An 18,529-nucleotide genomic window follows, 5' to 3' on the forward strand; every position below is an offset into this window, starting at 1 on the left:
ACCCCCACAAGCCCCCCAAACGGACGGCTACAGGGGGCACGCCACCGTCCATACCGTCATCCCCGGCGGCGCCTCGGACGGCCCGCCGGAAAGGGGACGAGCCGGTGTCCATTTTCTGGCCGGCGCTGCCGGAGGACTGTACCGCCGCGGGCCCGGGCGGCGATCCGCACCCGAGGCGGGGGGAACTCATCGGCCGCGGCCCCGAGATGGGGCAGATCATGCTCGCCCTGGCGGCCGCCCGGTCCGGGCGCGGCACGGCGCTCTTCGTCACCGGCGAGTCCGGCGTCGGCAAGACCCGGCTCGCCACCGAGGCCCTCGCCGTGGCCGCAGAGACCAACATGGTCACCGTACGGGGACGGGCCAGCGCCGTCGGCTCACCCGTCCCGTACCGGCCGTTGGTCGAGGCGCTCCTCCTGCTGTCCCGGGCGGGCCTGCTGCCCGCCCCGGAGGAACTCGGCCGCTACGGGCCGGTCATGGCCCGGCTGCTGACCGGCGCCCGGGACGCGGACGCCGACGCCGCGTCGCACCTCGTGGTCGCCGAAACGATGCTGCGCCTGCTCACCGTCGTCGGGGAACGGCAGGGCTGCCTGCTCGTCCTCGACGACCTGCACGACGCCGACGCCGGAACACTGGCGGTCGTCGAATACCTCCTCGACAACATCGGGCACCAGCCGGCCGTCCTCCTCCTCGTCACCGGATGCGCTCCCGACGCGGCGGCCGAACTCGCCACGCGGGCCCGCCAGCGCGGGGCCGCCGCGGTGCTCGACCTCGCACCCCTCAGCCGACCCGACGTGCACCTCCTCGTCGCGGCCGAGCTGCGCGTCCCCCCGACCGAGGTCTGTCCCGACCTCGTCCACCGGGCGGTCGACAGCAGCGCCGGAATCCCCTTCGTCGTCAAGGAGCTCGTCCACGACTTCACCGGCCGCCCCGCCCGCCACGTCCAGGGGGCGCCGTCCGTCCCGCCCACCGTCGCGGAGAACGTCAGGCGCCAGGTCGAGCGGCTCGGCCCGCTCGGCGCGGAACTCCTCGGCATGGCGGCCCTGTTCGGCCGGCGTTTCGCACTGCCCGTACTGGAGCGCGCCATCGGCCGCGACCACGCGGAACTCTCCGCCGCCCTGCGCGCCGCGGTCGCCTCGTGCCTGATCACGCCGGACGGGCCGGGCGCCCAGTGGTACACCTTCCGCTACCCGCTGGCGGCCGAGGCCCTGCTGGACGACCTCGGCCCGGGCGAGCGGGCCCGGTACGTACGACGGGCCGCGCGCGCCCTCACCGAACTCCACCCCGGACTGCCGGGAACGTGGTGCGAGCACGCCGCCCAGCTGCACGAGCACGCCGGCGAAACCCCCGAGGCCATCCGCCTGTACGTCGAGGCGGCCGGGCGGGCGACGGGCGAGGGCGCGGTGGACCGGGCCGTGGAGCTGCTCACCCGGGCCCACCGGCTCGTCGAACCGGGCACCGCGCCCGAACTGCACGCCACGGTGCTGGAGTGCCTGCTGGACGCCGTCGCCCGCTCGGCCCGCTTCGACCGCCTGCCCGCGCCCGCCGCCGTCGTGGACACCCTCGGCGGCGACGGCGGCGAGCACGGCATACCCGCCCAGCGGCGCGCCGGACTCCACGCCCGGCTGAGCGACATCGCCACCCTGACGGGCCGGCCCGCAGAAGCCCTGTGGCACCTCGACATCGCCCGCGCACTGCTCGGGAGCCACCCAGCCGACGAGCACGCCGCCCTCGTGGACCTCTGCGCCGTGCACGTGGAGCTGAGCAGGCTCGCCCCCGACCGGCTGCGCACCGCCACCCGGTACGCCCTCAGGGCACTGCACGCCGCCCAGCGCGTCGACCTGCCCGACGTGACCTGCAGGGCCCTGCTGCTGCTCGGGCAGCTGGCCCGGGAACAGGACGAGCCGACGGCCGCGGCCCACTTCCGGCGGGCGCGCGCCATCGCCCTCGCCCGCCGGCTGCCCGTCCCGCGCGTGGCCGCTGACGTCCACCTGGCCATCGTTGCCGCGGGCCATGACGGCCGGCCCACCGGGATCGAAGGGGCCCGGCGGGAGGCACTGGGCATGGGCCTGCTGCCCCTGGTCCACGACACCGGTTTCGTCCTCGCGCTGGACCGGATCCAGCACGGCCGGTTCGAGGAGGCCCGGGACCGGATCCGGGAAGCCGCCGCCGATGCCTCGCGCCTCGGACTGGGCCGCCCGCTGGCCATGCTGCGGCTCGCCGAAGCCGTACGGTACGCCCACCAGGGTCGCCGCGCCGAGATGCGCGGAGCACTGGAGCGACTGGCCCCGCTGTTGGACGCGGCACCCGGCGTGCGCGCGATGTCGTACGGGCTGGCCCGCGCGTTCTGCTCGCTGCTGGAGGAACGGCACGAGGCCGCCGGGCAGGAGTTCGCGCAGGCACTCGCCTACGACGCGGAGAACCCCGCGATGGGAGGGTTCGGCAAGCACGGCATCATCCTGCTGCTCGGGGTACTGGAGGGCCGCATGGGCCGGCGCCACCACGCCGAGGTCACCCTGGCGAGCGCCGGTGCCACCCGCTGGAACCACCAGTTCACCGGCCTCGCACACGCCGTGCTGCTCGGCCGCGAGGGCCGCCCCGACGAGGCGACGGCCGCCGCGGTCAAGGCACTCGAAGCGGCCGAACCCTTCCCCGTGGCGCGCAGGCTGTGCTTGCGCCTCGTCGCGCAGTCGGCGTACGACGACGGCTGGGGCACGCCGGTCGAGTGGCTGCGCGAAGCGGAGGAGTACTTCCACGAGGCCGGCCTCCAGGCGGTCGCCGGAGCCAGCCGGGCGCTGCTGCGCGGGATGGGCGCGTCGGTCCGGCAACGGCGCACGGGCACCGAGCGGGTGCCGCCGGACCTGCGCCGCTGCGGGATCACCGTCCGCGAGTTCGAGGTGGCCCGGCTGGTCGCCGAGCGCATCAGCAACAAGGACATCGCCGGCCGTCTGCACATCTCGCTGCGCACCGTCGAGAAGCACGTCGCGAGCCTCCTGCAGAAGACCGGCCACCCGAACCGAACGGCCTTCGCCACCGCCACCCGCGACCTGGTGGCCTCGTAGGCCGTGGGCCCGGTTCACGAGAGGCGGGCCAGCGGGTGTCCGGCCGCCAGGGTCACCACGCGGTCGAAGCGGCCGTCGAGGTCCTCGTCCCCGTGGTGCACGACGAGCAGCGCCCGCCCGGCGGTCCGCTCGCGCAGCAGCCGGAACACCAGTTCCCTGCCGCGGTCGTCGAGGTTCGCGAACGGCTCGTCGGCGAGGTAGACGTCCGCGTCCTCGCACAGCAGCGCGGCGACCCCGACGCGTTGGCGTTGACCCGAGGACAGTTCCGAGGGCAGCTGGTCGGCCGACGCGTCCAGGTCGAGCGCGGCGCGCAGCCGCTCGTCCGGGACGAGGTCGCGCACCGGCAGCGGGGGCAGGTTCACCGGAGCGGTCAGACTCGCCACCCGGGCCGGCAGGGTGACCGACCCGGCATCGGGGGCGAGCGTCCCGGCGATGATGTGCAGCAGGGTGGTCTTCCCGCAGCCGTTGGGGCCGCGCAGCAGCACGTGCTCGCCGGCGTGCAGCTCGAAGGTGTCGAACGAGACCCCGGCCACCTCGCTCTTCCCGGCTCCGGCCCCGGCCCCGGCCCGGTCCTCGTCGGCGCCGCCGCCGTACACGACGCGGGCTCCGCGGACCCGGACCAGCGCCCCCTCGTCGTGGTAGGGGGTTTCCCGGGCCTCCCGCAGGGACTCGATCCGTTCGAGGACGGCGGTGCTCCGGCGGACCTGCGGAATCATGTTGATGAGGTCGAACATCCCGGTCACCGCCCGCCACAGCGAGTTGACGAAGGCGAGGAAGCTGCCGAAGGACATCCGGCCGGAGAAGACGAAGAAGGCCCCGACGACCATCGAAGCGGTGTCCGACAGGTTCATCACCAGGTCGCTGAGGGTCCGCTGGCGCTGCGCCAGCCGGAAGTTGACGAAGGTGATGCCGAGGAAGCCGCGCAGCGCGTCCTGGTTCGCGCGGCGCGTCCCCGGCAGCAGCGACGGCAGACCGCGCAGGGCGGGAAAGGCCTCCAGGGTCCGCGTCAGCGTGTTGACGTACCGGGCCTCCGCCTCGCGTTCGGGACCGGTGTTCTCCTCGATCCGCCGGCCCAGCCGGTTGCTCACGAACACCAGCGGCGGCACGATCACCAGCAGGACGAGGCTGGCCTGCCAGGACAAGTACAGCAGCACCCCCAGGAAGACGACCGAGGCGACCGCCTGGCGCGCGATGCGCAGGGACACGTCGACGGCGGGCAGCACCCCCTGGGACACGTCGTTGTGGATGCGGCTCACGTACGAGGCGTTGCCCGCCCGCGACACCTTCCGCCCGTCCAGGCCGAGGGCGCGCCCCAGCAGCTGCGTCTCCAGCACCAGCGTGAACGCGTTCTCGAACCGCTTGCGCCGGCAGGCGACCCAGTACCCGGTGAGGTTGAGGGTCAGCCCGAGCACGAGGTAGGCGAGGCCGAGGACCAGGAACCGCCGCAGGTCGGCGGTCAGGATCGCCTCGTCGAACAGGGCCTTCAGCAGCAGCGGGTGCAGCAGCGCCTCCAGCCCGCTCGTGGTGGCCTCGGCGACGAGGACCACCACGAAGGGGGACCGGTGCCCCCGCAGCGTGACCCACAGTTGCCTCACCGCCCGACCTCGTCCAGCAGGAAGTCGGCCGGGCCTCCCCGGTTGACCCGGTGGAGCACCCGCAGCACGCCCGCCGAGCCCGTCAGGTAGTCGGTGGAGCAGCGCAGCAGGCCGTCACCGGGCAGTGCCAGCAGGGGCGGCCGGCCCTCGGCGCGGCGCAGCCCGAAACGGTCCGCGGGCTCGAAGAGGAAGACCTTCCGGACGAAGTCGAGCTGGCGCAGCGCCGTGTCGCGGTACGACCGGTCGCCGGTGAACTCGGCCGCGTCCAGCAGGGCGTCGGCGACCCCGGTCATACCGAAGGCGTAGCCGGGCATGACCGAGTACCGGACGTCCAGTCCGCGCAGGACGGTCCGGGCCGCCTCGGTGTCCCCGTAACGCAGCAGCACCTTCAGCACGCCCGCGGAACCGACCTCGACGTACGGCTCCATCGTCCGCTCGTGCTCGAACATGACCGGGCCGCCCTCGTCGTCGATGGGCTTGGCGTGGGCCATCTCCCAGGCCAGCGCCTCCCGCCCCAGCCGCAGGTAGCGCTCCTCTCCCGTGACCTGGTGCATGCGCAACAGGAACATCGCGACGCCGGCCTGCCCGAAGCCCAGGCCGGTCAGCGGCCCCTTCGCGGTGAACTCGTTGAGCCAGTGGGCCTGCCCGCCGTCGCGCTGCGCCGTCTCGTACAGCGCCTGCGCGCACTCCTGCGCCGCGGCGAGGTCGCGGGGGTCGTGGCCGCGCAGGAAGAAGCGCAGGTTCGTCATGCCGACCCCGGAGAGGCCGTAGTAGAAGGTGTGGTCGCCCTTCTCCACCGCGCGCTCGTTGGCCCGGGTCAGCAGCTCCCTGGCCCGGGCGGCGAGCCCGAGGGAGTCGGCGGCCCAGGCGATGCCGGACAGGCCGTTCATGAGACCGTCCGGGTAGCGGGCCGGATCGATGTCCGCCAGCCTGCTGCCCAGCCAGGCACGCCACTCCGGGCGGATCGGGACACCGCTGGCGTGCAGCGCCCACAGGACACCGCTCGCTCCGAAGCCCAGGCTCAGCGGGTTGGTGACGTGTGCGAAGGGGTCGACGGGGAAGAGCGTGTCGCGATCGGTGTCGGCGGTGGCTTCGACGAACGCGGCCACCCCGGCCTCCGCCTCGGCCAGGGCGAGCTGCTCCTCGACGACCGGGCGCTGCGGCAGGGCCTCGACGGCGTCGAGCAGGCCGGCCTCGTCCTCCAGGGCCTCCAGCAGGCCGGTGAGGTCCATCCGGTTCCGGGCCAGGTCGGTGATGAGCCGGTGCACCCGCTCCGGCCAGCCCAGTCCCTCGGTGATGAAGATCCGGTACAGGTCGAGGACGTCCTCGCGCAGGTACGACATGGCGGCGATCGGGAAGACGAAGTACGCCATGGTGGAGGCGAGGGCGTACCGGTCGCCCTCCGGCCCGTACGCCTTGAAGCGGTTGCGGGAGAGGCTGAACCCCGGGGTGTAGAGCTCGACCGGCTTCGCCAGAGCGGCGTCGCCGCCCTCGGCCAGCCGGCAGGCCTCCAGGTCGACGATGGTCACCTCGTAGGTGTCCGGGTCGATGAGCAGGTTGGCGGCGGTGAAGTCGGCGAGGACCACACCTCGGTCGTGGGCGGCCCCGATCGCGCGGGCCAGCCCGCGGAAGACGGCGAGGAATGTCCGCAGGTACTCCCGCGACCGCTCGATGTCGAACCCCGGCCGTGCCAGCGGGTTGCGCTCCAGCAGCACCGAGCGGATGTCGGAGCCCTCGACGAACTCTTCGGCGATGTAGTGGTGTTCCCAGTGCTGGAACTTGGCGATCGGCGCCGGGTACGAGCCCGCGTCGGCCAGTCGGTTCAGGAACATCCACTCGCGGTCGAGGATGTCCACGGCGTCGTGGTCCTGGCGCGGGTTGATGTTGGTGTGCGGCCGGGCCTCCTTGAGCAGCACCGGGCGGTCGTCGTCCGCGGTGTCCTCGGCCGTGTACACGCCGCCGCTGTTGGAGAACTGGATCGCGCCGGTCACCCGGAAACGGCCCCCGAGCAGGCCGTCCCCCTCGTCCTCGTCGGCGGGCTGCCAGTCGTCGAACGGCCAGGGCACCCAGGAGGGCTGCGCACGGCCCGGGCGCCGGTCGTCGGGGACGGGCCCGTCCGGTCCGAGGACCTGAGGCAGCCGGCGGCCGAGGACGTCGACGGTGTGGGTGTCGAGGAACTGGCCGTAGCGGAAGTAGAGGGCCTTGCTGTCCTGGTAGCGCAGGTCCGACAGGACGTAGGCACCTTCGACGCCCTTCAGGAGGCGGGCGAGGTCCGCCAGGCACGTGCGGAACTCGTCTTCGTCGCGCGGGTAGACGGTGACGAGCTTGCCGCCGCTGCCCCGGGACATGGCCTTGGAGTTGAGCATCTCGAAGATGTTGAGGTCGAGGGCGATCTTGAAATCGATCTCGCGTTCCGTCAGGTGGCCGATCACCGAGGCGGCGACCTCGCGCACGTGGCGGTGGCTCGACGAGACGTGGATCTTCCAGCCCTGCGCCGGCAGGTTCTGGTTGTGCCGGAAGCTCCACCAGATGCCGCTGCGGACGAAGCGGTCCCGCACCCGCTCGTCGAACGCGGCGAGGAAGTGGTCCGCGTTCGGCTCGTAGAAGACGTCGAGCGGGTCGAAGAACAGTGTGTCGTTCCACGCGAAGAGGAAGCGGTAGACCCAGCGTTCGTTGCGCATGTCAGCCTCTGTGATCGTCCTGGGGGCCGCCGGCAGCAGCGGCAGCGGCAGCGGCCATCGGGAACGACGGGTCCGTGCGGGGGCGCGCCGAGCCCCCGCACGGACCCGACGGGTCAGTTCGGGTCGTGCGGCTGGTGCGGAGACTTGCAGCAGTCGCTGCTGCTGCTCGTCAGGCTGATGGTGGCGGCAGCACTGGGCGTGACGCGGGCCTCCATGTTCTGAAGCTTGAGGACGCTCATCCGGATCACCTCCTCGAAGGTCGGGTGCGCGGGACGCACGGTGATGTGGATTCCTGGCCGGCCGATCGACAGGACCGACTCAACGCCATCCGTTCCAGCCGCACATGGGCGGTGGCCCCGCATAATCTCCGCCCGCGCCCCCCACCGAAGCGAGGCCCGGCACGGGGCGGAATGGTGGTGGTTCGCACGCTCCGGTCGGCGGCACCCGATGTGGTAGGGAAGGGCGATGTCAGAGGCGGTGTCTAGCCTCGGGGGCATGTCTGAGACCTCCACGGGTGCGCCCGACGACGTGAACGGCCCGCTCGACGATCCGCGGTGGACCGTGCAGTGGGCCGAAGGCCCCGTACCGGACCAGCGGCAGCTGCGACCCCTCATCGGCCACGGCGGCCCGGTGCGGGCGGTGGCCACCGCGATCGTCGACGGCAGACCGGTCGCGGTCTCGGGCGGCCGGGACGACACCGTGCGCTTCTGGGACCTCGCGACGGGCGGGCAACTCCACGATCCGGTCACCGGTCGTACCGATCCGGTGTCCTCGATGACGGCCGAGGTGTTGTCCGTGGCCACGGCGGTTGCCGAGGGCAGGCCCGTGGCCTTCAGCCTGCACGGCGACGACGCGGTCCTGGTGTGGGACCTGGCCACCGGCCGTGCGGCCGGGGAGTTCGTCGGACTGGTGGAGAGCGCCGTCCTGGACGGGCGCCGGGTCCTCCTCACCCTCGGGGCCGACGGGACCCTGTACGTGGGGGACCTGCTCACCGGCCGCCGGGTCACCGCCTTCCCGTCGGCGGCCGGCCTCGCGATGTTGGACGGCCGCCGCGTCGTCCTCACCGTCGACGACATCGACGTGGACCGGACGGTGCGCGTGTGGGACCTGGGCACCGGCGATCAGCTGGCCCGGTCGCTGGAGGTGGTGCGGACCGTCGAACTCGACGGACGCGTGCTCGTCGTCACCGCCCGGGAGCCCGGCCAGGAGGCGCAGCGGCTGTGGGACCTGGCCACCGGCGAGCCGGTGGAGACCCCTTCGGCCGCCGCGGCCCTGGCCGGCGGCGCGGCCCGGCCCGGCCCGACGACCGTGACGCTCGTGCACGGACGTGCCGTCGCCGTCGGCCTCGACGGCGAGGAGCCCCGCTTCATCGGCCCCCTGGCCCTCGCCCGTCAGAACGGCGCCCTGGTACGGGCCCGGGCCCGGGAGACCGCGGTGCTGGACGGACGTGCCGTCGCCCTCACCATCGAAGCGGACGGATCCCAGCGCATCTGGGACCTGACGGACGACCGGCCGCGCGTGAACGGCACGCGGGTGATCGGTGCCGTCGGCGCGAGTGGCACGGCGCCGGCCTTCCCGCCCGGCCCGGAGCCGGCAGGGGACCTCTGGCAGCGGATCTCCGGCCGTGGCAACGGTCCTTCCGACGGCGGCGATCAGGTCCTGTTCACCGTGGAGCAGGACGACACGGTGGTGGTACGGGACCGCGCCACCGGACAGCCCGTGGGCCCGCCGCTGACCGGCCACACCGGCAAGGTCTGGGACGTGGCCACCACCGTCGTGGACGGGCGGACCGTCGCCGTCACGGCGGGCGCCGACCACACGCTCCGGACCTGGGACCTCACCCGCACCCCTGGGGCTGGGCCGGCCCGGACCGGCCACACCGGAACGGTTTCGGCGATCACCACAGCCGTTCTCGAGGGGAGCCCGGTGGTCGTTACGGCTGCCGCGGACCGCACCCTGCGCGTCTGGGACCTGACCACCGGTCAGCAGGTCACGGACCCCGTGACCGGTCTGGAGGGAGAGGTGACCGCCATGGTCGCATCGGTGGTGGACGGGCGGCCGGTGGTCGTGACCGCAGGCTCAGGAGACGACCTGCACCTGCTGGATCCGGTGGGCGGGAAACACCTCGGTGAGCCCGTCACCACCCACCACGGCCGGGTGCTGGCCCTGGCGGGTGCGACCCTGGCCGGCCGGTCCGTCGTGGTCACGGCCGGCAGCGACCGCACCGCGGCGGTCTGGGACCTCGCCACCCGCCGCCCGGTCGGCGAACCGCTCACCGGGCACGCCAGCAGGGTGACCACCGTCGCGACGACGGAACTGGCGGGGCGGCCCGTCGCGGTCACCGGAAGCTGGGACAAGACCGTACGGCTGTGGGACCTCACCACCGGCCGGCCGATCGGGGAACCGCTGACCGGCCACACCGACTGGGTGACATCGGTGGTCACCACCCTGGTCGACGGCAGGCCCGTGGCGGTCAGCAGGAGCCGGGACCAGACGGTGCGCCGGTGGGACCTGGCCGCGATGCGGGAGATCGGCGAACCCCTGACCGGCCACACGGATCCGAACGGGCCCCTGGCCGTCGCCGCCGGGGGCGCCCCGCCGGTGGTGGCCATCGGCCAGGGCCGGGCCGTGCGGTTCTGGGACCCCGCCGTCGGGCGAGAGGTCGGGAAGGAGTACGCGCTGCCGCTCCCGGCGGGCGCGCTCGGGTCCGCGCCGGGAGGGCGGCTCGTGGTCGCCTTCGGCCCGGAGCTCATGGTGCTGTGCCCGGCGGCGGGTTGACTGAAATGGACCGTACCCCTCCGGTAGGTCGGGAGAATCTCAGGAGCAAGAGGCGGTGATCGTCCGTGCGGGCGGGGGTGAGTGAACGGACCCCTGTCGTAGGGCGGTTCACCGATCCCCCCAGTACCGTGAGAGGCACCACGATGACCACACACCGCGTCAGGCGTTACGCGGCACGCGCGTTGACCATGGCGGTCGCGGCCTGCGCCGTCGCTGCGGCGACCACCCTTCCGGCATCCGCCGCCGACCAGCCGACCCGGCAGCAGCTCATGGCGGACTGCGCCTCGGGCGAAGGCAAGTGCACCTTCAACTCGCCCCAGCTCGGCGAGGCGTACCTGGGTGAGTTCCGCCAGGTGTCGAACTCGCTGTTCAACTGCACCACGTCGGACGCCACCCAGTCGATGACCTGGGACGACACGGTGGGCTCCACCGATTCGTTGGGCGTCTCCGTCACGGCGGGAGGCAAGATAGCGGGCATCGTTGACCTGAGCGTAACCGCGAGTTACAGCCATAGTTGGTCGAGCAGTCACTCGGAGAGCAGCTCGCTCAACATGACGGTGAAGCCCGGCGAGGTCGGATGGATCTCGCGCGCCCAGGTGATGCAGAAGGTCTCCGGTACCTGGCAGACCCACTACGACAGCCCCAAGTGGAGCCACTACTACTGGTTCTTCCAGGACACGATCACCAGCCCGGCCAAGAACGGCACGGACGGCAAGAGCAACGCGGTGGTGGTCAAGAGCCGCAAGATGACGACTTCGGAGAAGCGTTCCTGCGCCGCCGAGGGCCACCAGGGCCGCGCGTTCGTCGAGTCCCGCTGAACCCACCCGGCTCCGCCCCGCTCCCCGGGGCGGAGCCGGACGGCGGGTGCCGCCACCCGGTTCGGGGGCGGCCCCCGCGGGCATGCTGACGGGGTCGTCGGGGTGTGGGGGGCCGGCCCGGTGGCACCACAGCTTCCGTTGTCGACCGGCGGGCCGGGCCGCCCCCGTCCGTCCGCGAGAGCGGGGGGCACCGTGCCCGACGGGAAGACGAAGGCCGACGAGGTACCCGACCCGGCCCGGGCGGCCTTCGAACTGAGCGGCCGCCTGGTGCTCACCGGCCAGTACGAGGAAGCCCTGACGGCCACCGACGAGGCCGCGCGGCTCTACCGCGAGCGGATCGCCGCCCGGCCCGGCCGGCTCGAAGCCTTGGGTTCGGCCGCCCCGCTCGCCTACGTCATGGTGTTGCGCTGCGAGGCGCTGTCGAAGCTGGGGCGGTGGGAGGAGTGCCTGCGCACCGCCTCCGAGGCCGTGGCCCTGAGCCGCTCGCAGCAGGCGGACGCGCCCTTCGCCGCGCCCCTGGGCGCCACCCTGATGGGCCTCGCCACCGCCCTGTGGGGACTGGGCCGCCCGCAGGAGGCCCTCGCGATGGCCCGGGAGTCCGTCGCCCTGTACCGCAGGCTCGCCCGCAGGGACGCCGCGCACCGCCCGCAGCTCGCCAACGCGCTCAGCCTGCTCGGCGTGGTGCTGTCCCGCCTCGGGCTGCACGCCGAGGCGCTGAAGGTCACCAAGGAGTGCGTCGCCCTGTACCGGCGGCTGATCTCGGCGGACCCGGCCGCCCACGCCCTCGGGCTCGCGCAGGCGGTGAACAACCTGGCCCGCCGCAGGTCGGTACTCAACCAAGGGCGCCGGGCCCTACGGAGCGCCCAGGAGGCGGTGACGCTCTACCGGCAGCTGGCCCTGGCCAATCCGGCGGTCCACCGGCGCGACGTGGCGATGGCGCTCGGCAACCTCGCCCGGATGCACTTCAGCCGGGAGGCGTCGCTGGCCGCCGCGCAGGAGTCGGTCGCCATCCTGCGCGAGCTCGCTGCGGAGGTCCCGCAGACGTACGCCTCCTCCCTCGCGGAGGTCCGCGCCCTGGAGGACCGCCTGCGAGCGCTGGCCCCACCACCCGGCGCCTGAGGCCGGACCCGCCGCCCGGCCGACTGAGCTTTTAGGCGATTTTCACGAGGGTGTCAAGTCCCGAGATTCCGGAACATGACCCGGATGTGGCCCCCGGGGCTTACTTGTGGTGCGGGCCTCACCGGAAACAAAACGAGGCAGACGAAAGAAAAGGAATACCTCTTCCTTCGTCGACATCACCGCAGCGTCTCGGAAATCCGGGGCGTCATACACCCCTCTTGAATCTGTAGGAGAAAGTCATGAACCGCAAGATGCACACCAACAACGTTGTCCGTCCCACCCGCCGCGGTTTCCGCGTAGCCACTCTGGTCGCCGCGGCCGCTGTGGTCACAGGAGGAGTCGTCCTTCCGGCATCCATGGCCTCGGCCGCTCCGGTGGCGACCCACGTCGCTACGGCCCTCCCGAACGCCGGGGGCGCCGGAGGTGACGGTGGCAAGGGCGGTACCGGCGGTCTCGTCGGTGGCGCCGGTGGTGCCGGTGGCTCCGGTGGCGGCAGCGTCACGGGTACCGGTGGCAAGGGCGGTAACGGTGGTACCGGTGGGGACGGCTTCCTGCTCGGTGGCGCCGGTGGCGGTGGCGGCGGTGGCGGCGAAGGCCGCATCGGTGGCGCCGGTGGTAACGGTGGCGACGGCGGCTTCGGCGTCCTCCAGGGCGGCAACGCCGGTGGCGGCGGCGGGGGCGGCGACGGCTTCATCAAGGGCGGCAAGGGCGGCAACGGCGGCAACGGCGGCTTCAGCTTCTTCAACGGAGGCAACGGCGGCAAGGCCGGAGACGGCGGCCTCGGTGGCCTGATCGGTGGCGAGGGCGGCGACGGCGGTGCCGGTGGCGGCAGCCTCTTCTGACCCTCACCTGACCCGCACCGCAGTACCCGCTCAACGGGGTGGAGGCCTCAGGGCCTCCACCCCCCCCCCCACACCCCTCGTCGGTATGTGCCGAAACGGAGAAACCCCTCATGTTCACGAAGTCCTGGCAGCGTCCGATCATCCTGGTCACGGCCTCTCTGGCCCTCGTCACCGGTACGGCGTGCGCCGCGCAGGCGTCGCAGTCCCACACCCCCACGAACATCAGCGCCTCGGCCCCGGCCGACACGCCCGAACACTGCGTCGGATTCGGGGCGGGCGGCAAGGGCGGAGAGGGCGGCAAGGGCGGTCGGGGCGGCGAGCCCGGTCAGCCGGGCGAGCCCGGCCAGCCCGGCGGGGTCGGCTGCTTCAAGTTCGAGGACCTGCCCGACAAGCCGAAGGCGGATCTGACGGTGGTCGACAAGGTGCGCATCGTGCTCATCGTGCTGGCGGCCGACGACCCGGAGGAGACCACGAAGAAGATCTCCGAGAAGTACAAGATCACGGACGAGCAGATCGACAACTGGAAGAAGTACTACGTCGACGGCGACTGGTTCGCGCTGATGGCGGACGACGTCCGCTCGTAAGGCCTTCCAGGCCCAGGCGCCCCGGTCCACAACGGGCCGGGGCGCCATCGGAACCTCGGGCACCGGGGAAAGAACAGCCGGACATCGATCTGGCCCATTCGAAAGGAACGCGGAAAGCGGGAAATCGGGACTCCGCAGCCGCGTCACGGAAAGTAATTTCCAAGGCAAGGGAGATTCTCATGCGTACGCGATCCACGAAGTTTCGGCTCGGTCTCGTCATTTCCGCGACCCTGATCGGCGCGGGTGCAATGGCACCGGTCGCCACGGCGGCCCCGGCGCAGACCGTTCGGACGGTCTCCGCTTTCGCCGACGGCGACGCGACCCCGGGCGGGGGCCGGTTCGACGGCAGGGCGGTGCTCGACAGCGTCAAGGTGGACAAGGGCAGCGTCCGCGTCGGTGACCGGGTCTGCGCGGGCAGCTGCGAGGGATCGGTGAACGGCACCAAGGGCGGCAAGGGCGGCATCTGCGCCGGTCTGTGCAACGGCAGCGCCAACGGCGGCACCGGCGTCACGGGCGTGCCGGGCGGCAGCGGCGGCACCGGTGGCAAGGGCGGCATCTGCGCCGGGACGTGCAACGGCAGCGCCAACGGCGGAACCGGCGGCACCGGCGGGGTCGCGCTGCCCGGCGGTGACGGCGGCAAGGGCGGCACGGGCGGAGACGGCGGCCTCTGCTTCGGCATCGGCTGCGGGACCACCGGCGGCTTCGGCGGCAACGGCGGCGCCGGCGGCAACGACGACGACTGACCGCCACGGACCGCGGCGCGCACCGGGACCGGTTCCCTTCGGGGACCGGTCCCGGTGCGCGTGCGCGTCCGCTCGGGTGTCCGTCCCCCCGTACCGCTCGATAGACTTCCAGGTATGGAAGAGCGGCCTGCCGCGTCCGGCGGCGTCACCCGGCGGGGTGAGGGGGGCGCCCGATGAGCGAGGCGTCCAACCTCAGCGTGTACGCGGGCCGAGCCTCGGGCCTCATCGGCAAGCAGATCGCGGGCTACCGGGTGGAGCGCATGATCGGCCGCGGTGGCATGGCCGTCGTCTACTGCGCGAAGGACCTGCGCCTGGACCGTACGGTCGCGCTCAAGCTCATCGCCCCCGAGCGGGCCCGCGACGAGACCTTCAGGCGCCGCTTCACGCACGAATCGCGGGTGGCCGCATCGATAGACCACCCGCACATCGTGCCCATCTTCGAGGCGGGCGAGACCGACGGCGTCCTCTACATCGCCATGCGCTACGTCTCCGGCCTGGACCTGCGCGCGCTGCTGGACCGCGAGGGCCCGCTGCCCGTGGCGACCGCCCTGCGCATCGCCGCCCAGGTGGCATCGGCGCTCGACGCGGCCCATGACCACGACCTCGTGCACCGGGACGTCAAGCCCGGCAACATCCTGGTGGCCGCGGGCACCGACAGCGAGCACCCCGAGCACATCTACCTCACGGACTTCGGGCTGACGAAGAAGGCGCTGGCGCTGACCGGGTTCACGACGGACGGCGAGTTCGTCGGGACGCTCGACTACATGGCGCCGGAACAGATCTCCGGCAGGCCGGTGGACGGCAGGTGCGACCTCTACAGCCTGGCGTGCGTCGTCTACGAAACGCTCGCCGGCGGGCCGCCCTTCCAGCGCGAGGAGGACGCGGCGCTGCTGTGGGCGCACCAGTACGACCCCCCGCCCCCACTGACGCAGCGGCGGCCGGGAATCGCTCCCGCCGCCGCCGACGTACTGACCAAGGCCCTGTCGAAGGTCCCCGAGGACCGCTACGGATCCTGCCTCGAATTCGTGGCCGCGCTGCGCGTCGCCACGGGAGGCGGCACCGGCCGTTACGCCGATCCGCCGTCACGGGAGGATTCCCGTCCCCCCGGTGTCCCGGGGGACTCAGCGCCCCCGCGGGAGCCCCCGGTCTGGGCCCGGCCGGTCTTCTACGGCCGGCCCGGCGGCCCGTAGACGCCAAACGCCCGCCCCGCCCGTAACGGGCGGGGCGGGCGTTTCCGCTGTCCTGCGTAGGTCGTTCCTGCGCGAATCCCGCGCTCGTCACAGCCCCATCGAGATGGCCAGGCGGGTCATCTCGGCCGTGGTGCTGATGTTCAGCTTGGCGCGGATGCGGCGCAGGTAGGCGTCGACCGTGTGCTTGGAGAGCCCCATCTGGCGAGCCGTCTGCAGGTAGGTGCAGCCTGCGGCGATGTGTCGCAGTGCCTCCTGCTCGCGCGGGGCGAGGGTGGGGGTGGTGGCTTCGGTCTGCGGGGCGACGAGGGTGAGGCTCATGATTTCCTCCGACGGATCGGTCTGGTCATCACTGCTCACGTCCTCGGAAGCAGGGGACGTATACCTGAATGTCGGTGTTTGTCCCTAATAAAGAGCTTGTCGGTGGGACTTCATGGAGCTGTCCGTCGACTGTCACAGGCGCGTCACAGGGAACATTTCCGCGCATATCGCCCAACCTGGTGCGCGCCCTCAGTACTCGGTGAGGGACTGCTCGGCCCAGATCGTCTTTCCGATGGCCGCGTGCCGGGTGCCCCAGCGCTGGGCGAGCTGGGCCACCAGCAGGAGGCCCCGCCCGCCCTCGTCGAAGGTCCGGGCCCGCCGCATGTGCGGGGCGGTACTGCTCGCGTCGGAGACCTCGCAGATCAGGGTGCTGTTCTTCTCGTGGATCAGCCGCAACTGGATGGGCGGCTGGCCGTACCTGATCGCATTGGTGACCAGCTCGCTGACCAGGAGCTCGGTGACGAAGGCGGCCTCCTCCAGCCCCCAGGCCGTCAGCTGGTCAGTGGTCTGGCGCCGGGCCGTGGCGACCACGGAGGGGTCGGAGGGCAGGTCCCAGACGACGACCTGGTCGGCGTGCAGGCTCCTGGTCCGGGCGACGAGCAGGGCCACGTCGTCGTCCGGGCGATGCGTCAACATGGCCGTCAGCACGCGGTCGCACACCGCGTCCAGCGTGTCCGCGGGCCGCACCAGGGCCGCGAACATGCTGTCCAACGCCTCGTCGATGTCGTGGTCGCGGGCCTGCAGCAGACCGTCGGTGTACAGGGCGAGGATGCTGCCCTCGGGCAGTTCGACTTCGAGCGTCTCGAAGGGCAGGCCGCCCAGGCCCAGCGGGGGACCGGCCGGGACGTCCAGGAGGTACACGGAGCCCTCGGGGGAGACCACGGCGGGCGGCGGGTGGCCGGCCCGGGCGACCGTGCAGCGGCGGATGACCGGGTCGTAGACCACGTACAGGCAGGTGGTGCCGATGCCCCCGGCCGTCTCCCCGCCGGACTCCTGGTCACCCTCGTCGGCGGACAGGTGGATCACGAGGTCGTCGAGGTGGGTGAGCAGCTCGTCGGGTCCCAGATCGACGTCGGCCAGGGTGCGTACGGCGGTGCGCAGGCGCCCCATGGTGGCGGTGGCCCGGATGCCGTGGCCGACGACGTCCCCCACGACCAGCGCCACCCGGGCGCCCGACAGGGGGATCACGTCGAACCAGTCGCCTCCCACACCGGCCTCGCCGGCCGCGGGCAGGTAGCGGGAGGCGATCTCCAGCGCGGCCTGATCGGGCAGCGTGTGCGGGAGCAGGCTGCGCTGCAGGGTCATGGTCGTCGTGTGCTCCCGGCCGGACCGGTACGCGTTGCGGATCCCGGCCGCCGCCCTGGCCGTGAGTTCCCCGGCCACCCGCAGGTCCTCCGGCTGGAAGGGCTCCTGGCGCCGGTGACGGCTGAAGACGGCCACACCGAGCGTGCCGCCGCCGGCCCGCATCGGCACCACCATGATCGAGTGGGCCCCGTACTCGCCGATCCAGGCGGCTCCGGGGTCCTGCGCCGCCCAGCGGGCGAGGGCCGGGTCGGCGGCCCCGTACACGGCGCCGTGGCCCGAGACCAGCGCTTCGACGGGCGGTGACAGCGGCGGGTAGCTGGTCGTGTCCCCCACGGCCACCACGGACTCGGGGGTCCCGTCGAGGACCGACCGCGCCGAGGCGCGGCACACGGTGACCGGCCCGTCCGCCGGGACCGAGGACGGTTCGTCGCCGCGCGGGAGCGGTTCCAGCAGGTCGACCACCGCGAAATCGGCGAACCGGGGGACGGCTGCGTCGGCCAGCTCGTGCGCGGTGCGGACACTGTCCAGCGTCGTCCCGATGGGCGCGGTGTCGACCTCGTCCGTCAGGAGCATCTGGTGCTGGACCCCCTCCACCCCGTTCCGGTCGTGCGCGGCCAGACATACGGCGTGCACCCGGCCGTCCTGGTCCCGCAACGGCGCCAGCGAGGTGGTCCAACCGTGCTCCGCACCGGCGCCCGTCGGGTGGACGAAGGCCTCCGTGTACTGCGGCTCACCGGAGTCCAGCGCCAGCCGCATCCGGCGCTCGGTCTCGTCGCTCACGGGATCCGGCGCGATCTCCGGCAGGCGTAGCCCCCGCATCTCGGCCTCCGTGAGGGAGAGCGTGCGCTCCATACCGGCGTTCGCCCGCACCAGGCGCAGGTCCGCATCGAAGATCGCCAGGAAGCAGGGGGACTGGGTGAACGCCCACTCCTTCAGCGGTTCGCCCCAGGGAGAGCGGGGTGCGCCCCCGGCGGCGGACACCACGAACCACTTGACGGTGCCGCCGCTGGACGTCCAGCGGTGCGCCAGCAGTGCCACCTCCATGCGGTGACCGTCCCGGTGGCGCAGCGCCACCGTGCCGCTCCACCGCTCCCGCTCGGACGGCACCTCACGCGCCGCGTCACTGAGGACATCGGCGAGCCGGTGGGCGGCGGGCAGCCCCACGACCTCGGACGGCACGTAGCCGAGCAGCCGGGTCGCACCCTCGCTCCACTCGGTGACGATGCCCTGCTCGTTGATCGTCGCCGAGGCCGTGTAGGCCGACTCGAGGGGGGCGGCCGTCTCCTCGGGCCGCTCACCAGGAGAGGTGGGAACTTGCTCCATCGCCACTCATCTCGCCCTCGCTCGTTCCGCTGCCGCCGCCCCACGGGGACGTGCACGGCCAGGCGCTCCTCTGACCAGAATGATCCAGCCGGACAAGGAGCACCAACGCAGTACCGTCACGCGGGGCACTCAGCCACCCGGGTGCGCGAGGACGAGGGCGAGCGTCCGACCGGT

13 protein-coding genes are annotated in these 18,529 nt (G+C 72.7%); 8 read left to right on the forward strand and 5 right to left on the reverse strand.

Annotation, left to right across the window (positions count from 1 at the left end):
- Positions 1-104 precede the first annotated feature (104 nt).
- Entirely contained in the window at positions 105-3,059 is a 2,955-nt protein-coding gene (locus OG207_RS36440) for a helix-turn-helix transcriptional regulator (RefSeq protein ID WP_329104772.1), read from the forward strand.
- Between the two features lie 14 nt (positions 3,060-3,073).
- Here the strand turns inward: OG207_RS36440 and OG207_RS36445 are convergent, their stop codons facing one another.
- The 3 genes from OG207_RS36445 to OG207_RS36455 form a co-directional block, all read right to left on the reverse strand.
- Complete coding sequence (locus OG207_RS36445; protein WP_329104773.1) at positions 3,074-4,654, reverse strand: ABC transporter ATP-binding protein; 1,581 nt, start codon at positions 4,652-4,654, stop codon at positions 3,074-3,076.
- Positions 4,651-7,335 (reverse strand): class III lanthionine synthetase LanKC, encoded by a 2,685-nt coding sequence (gene lanKC, locus OG207_RS36450; protein ID WP_329104775.1) that lies wholly within the window; start codon positions 7,333-7,335, stop codon positions 4,651-4,653. Before lanKC ends, OG207_RS36445 begins: the two co-directional genes overlap by 4 nt.
- A 113-nt stretch (positions 7,336-7,448) precedes the next feature.
- The gene (locus tag OG207_RS36455; RefSeq protein WP_329104777.1) at positions 7,449-7,613 is read right to left on the reverse strand and encodes a class III lanthipeptide; all 165 of its coding nucleotides are present in this window, start codon (positions 7,611-7,613) and stop codon (positions 7,449-7,451) included.
- Positions 7,614-7,830: 217 nt separating this feature from the next.
- Between OG207_RS36455 and OG207_RS36460 the strand changes: the two genes are divergently transcribed.
- From OG207_RS36460 to OG207_RS36490, 7 genes are all read left to right on the forward strand, one after another.
- Positions 7,831-10,113, forward strand: a complete 2,283-nt coding sequence (locus OG207_RS36460) for a WD40 repeat domain-containing protein (RefSeq protein ID WP_329104779.1) — start codon at positions 7,831-7,833, stop codon at positions 10,111-10,113.
- Positions 10,114-10,256: 143 nt separating this feature from the next.
- Positions 10,257-10,931 (forward strand): hypothetical protein, encoded by a 675-nt coding sequence (locus OG207_RS36465; protein ID WP_329104781.1) that lies wholly within the window; start codon positions 10,257-10,259, stop codon positions 10,929-10,931.
- A gap of 192 nt (positions 10,932-11,123) precedes the next feature.
- Positions 11,124-12,050: a tetratricopeptide repeat protein gene (locus tag OG207_RS36470; RefSeq protein WP_329104783.1), complete on the forward strand. Its 927-nt coding sequence runs from the start codon at positions 11,124-11,126 to the stop codon at positions 12,048-12,050.
- 239 nt (positions 12,051-12,289) lie between these two features.
- Positions 12,290-12,892, forward strand: a complete 603-nt coding sequence (locus OG207_RS36475) for a hypothetical protein (protein WP_329104784.1) — start codon at positions 12,290-12,292, stop codon at positions 12,890-12,892.
- A 110-nt stretch (positions 12,893-13,002) separates the two neighbouring features.
- Entirely contained in the window at positions 13,003-13,476 is a 474-nt protein-coding gene (locus tag OG207_RS36480; RefSeq protein WP_329104786.1) for a hypothetical protein, read from the forward strand.
- A 179-nt stretch (positions 13,477-13,655) separates the two neighbouring features.
- Positions 13,656-14,219, forward strand: coding sequence for a hypothetical protein (locus OG207_RS36485; RefSeq protein ID WP_329104788.1), 564 nt, complete (start codon positions 13,656-13,658; stop codon positions 14,217-14,219).
- 173 nt (positions 14,220-14,392) lie between these two features.
- A complete protein-coding gene (locus tag OG207_RS36490; protein ID WP_329104790.1) occupies positions 14,393-15,409 on the forward strand; it encodes a serine/threonine-protein kinase in 1,017 nt (338 codons plus the stop codon).
- 87 nt (positions 15,410-15,496) lie between these two features.
- Here the strand turns inward: OG207_RS36490 and OG207_RS36495 are convergent, their stop codons facing one another.
- Entirely contained in the window at positions 15,497-15,727 is a 231-nt protein-coding gene (locus OG207_RS36495; RefSeq protein ID WP_189734557.1) for a response regulator transcription factor, read from the reverse strand.
- 189 nt (positions 15,728-15,916) lie between these two features.
- Positions 15,917-18,355: a SpoIIE family protein phosphatase gene (locus OG207_RS36500; protein WP_329104793.1), complete on the reverse strand. Its 2,439-nt coding sequence runs from the start codon at positions 18,353-18,355 to the stop codon at positions 15,917-15,919.
- Positions 18,356-18,529 lie beyond the last annotated feature (174 nt).

Source organism: Streptomyces sp. NBC_01439, from assembly GCF_036227605.1.
GTDB lineage: Bacteria > Actinomycetota > Actinomycetes > Streptomycetales > Streptomycetaceae > Streptomyces.

Coding starts and splice junctions, on each gene's coding strand:
- lanKC (WP_329104775.1), bottom strand. CDS start 7,335: ATGCGCAACGAACGCTGGGTCTACCGCTTCCTCTTCGCGTGGAACGAC.
- OG207_RS36460 (WP_329104779.1), top strand. CDS start 7,831: ATGTCTGAGACCTCCACGGGTGCGCCCGACGACGTGAACGGCCCGCTC.
- OG207_RS36465 (WP_329104781.1), top strand. CDS start 10,257: ATGACCACACACCGCGTCAGGCGTTACGCGGCACGCGCGTTGACCATG.
- OG207_RS36475 (WP_329104784.1), top strand. CDS start 12,290: ATGAACCGCAAGATGCACACCAACAACGTTGTCCGTCCCACCCGCCGC.
- OG207_RS36480 (WP_329104786.1), top strand. CDS start 13,003: ATGTTCACGAAGTCCTGGCAGCGTCCGATCATCCTGGTCACGGCCTCT.
- OG207_RS36485 (WP_329104788.1), top strand. CDS start 13,656: ATGCGTACGCGATCCACGAAGTTTCGGCTCGGTCTCGTCATTTCCGCG.
- OG207_RS36490 (WP_329104790.1), top strand. CDS start 14,393: ATGAGCGAGGCGTCCAACCTCAGCGTGTACGCGGGCCGAGCCTCGGGC.
- OG207_RS36495 (WP_189734557.1), bottom strand. CDS start 15,727: ATGAGCCTCACCCTCGTCGCCCCGCAGACCGAAGCCACCACCCCCACC.
- OG207_RS36500 (WP_329104793.1), bottom strand. CDS start 18,355: ATGGAGCAAGTTCCCACCTCTCCTGGTGAGCGGCCCGAGGAGACGGCC.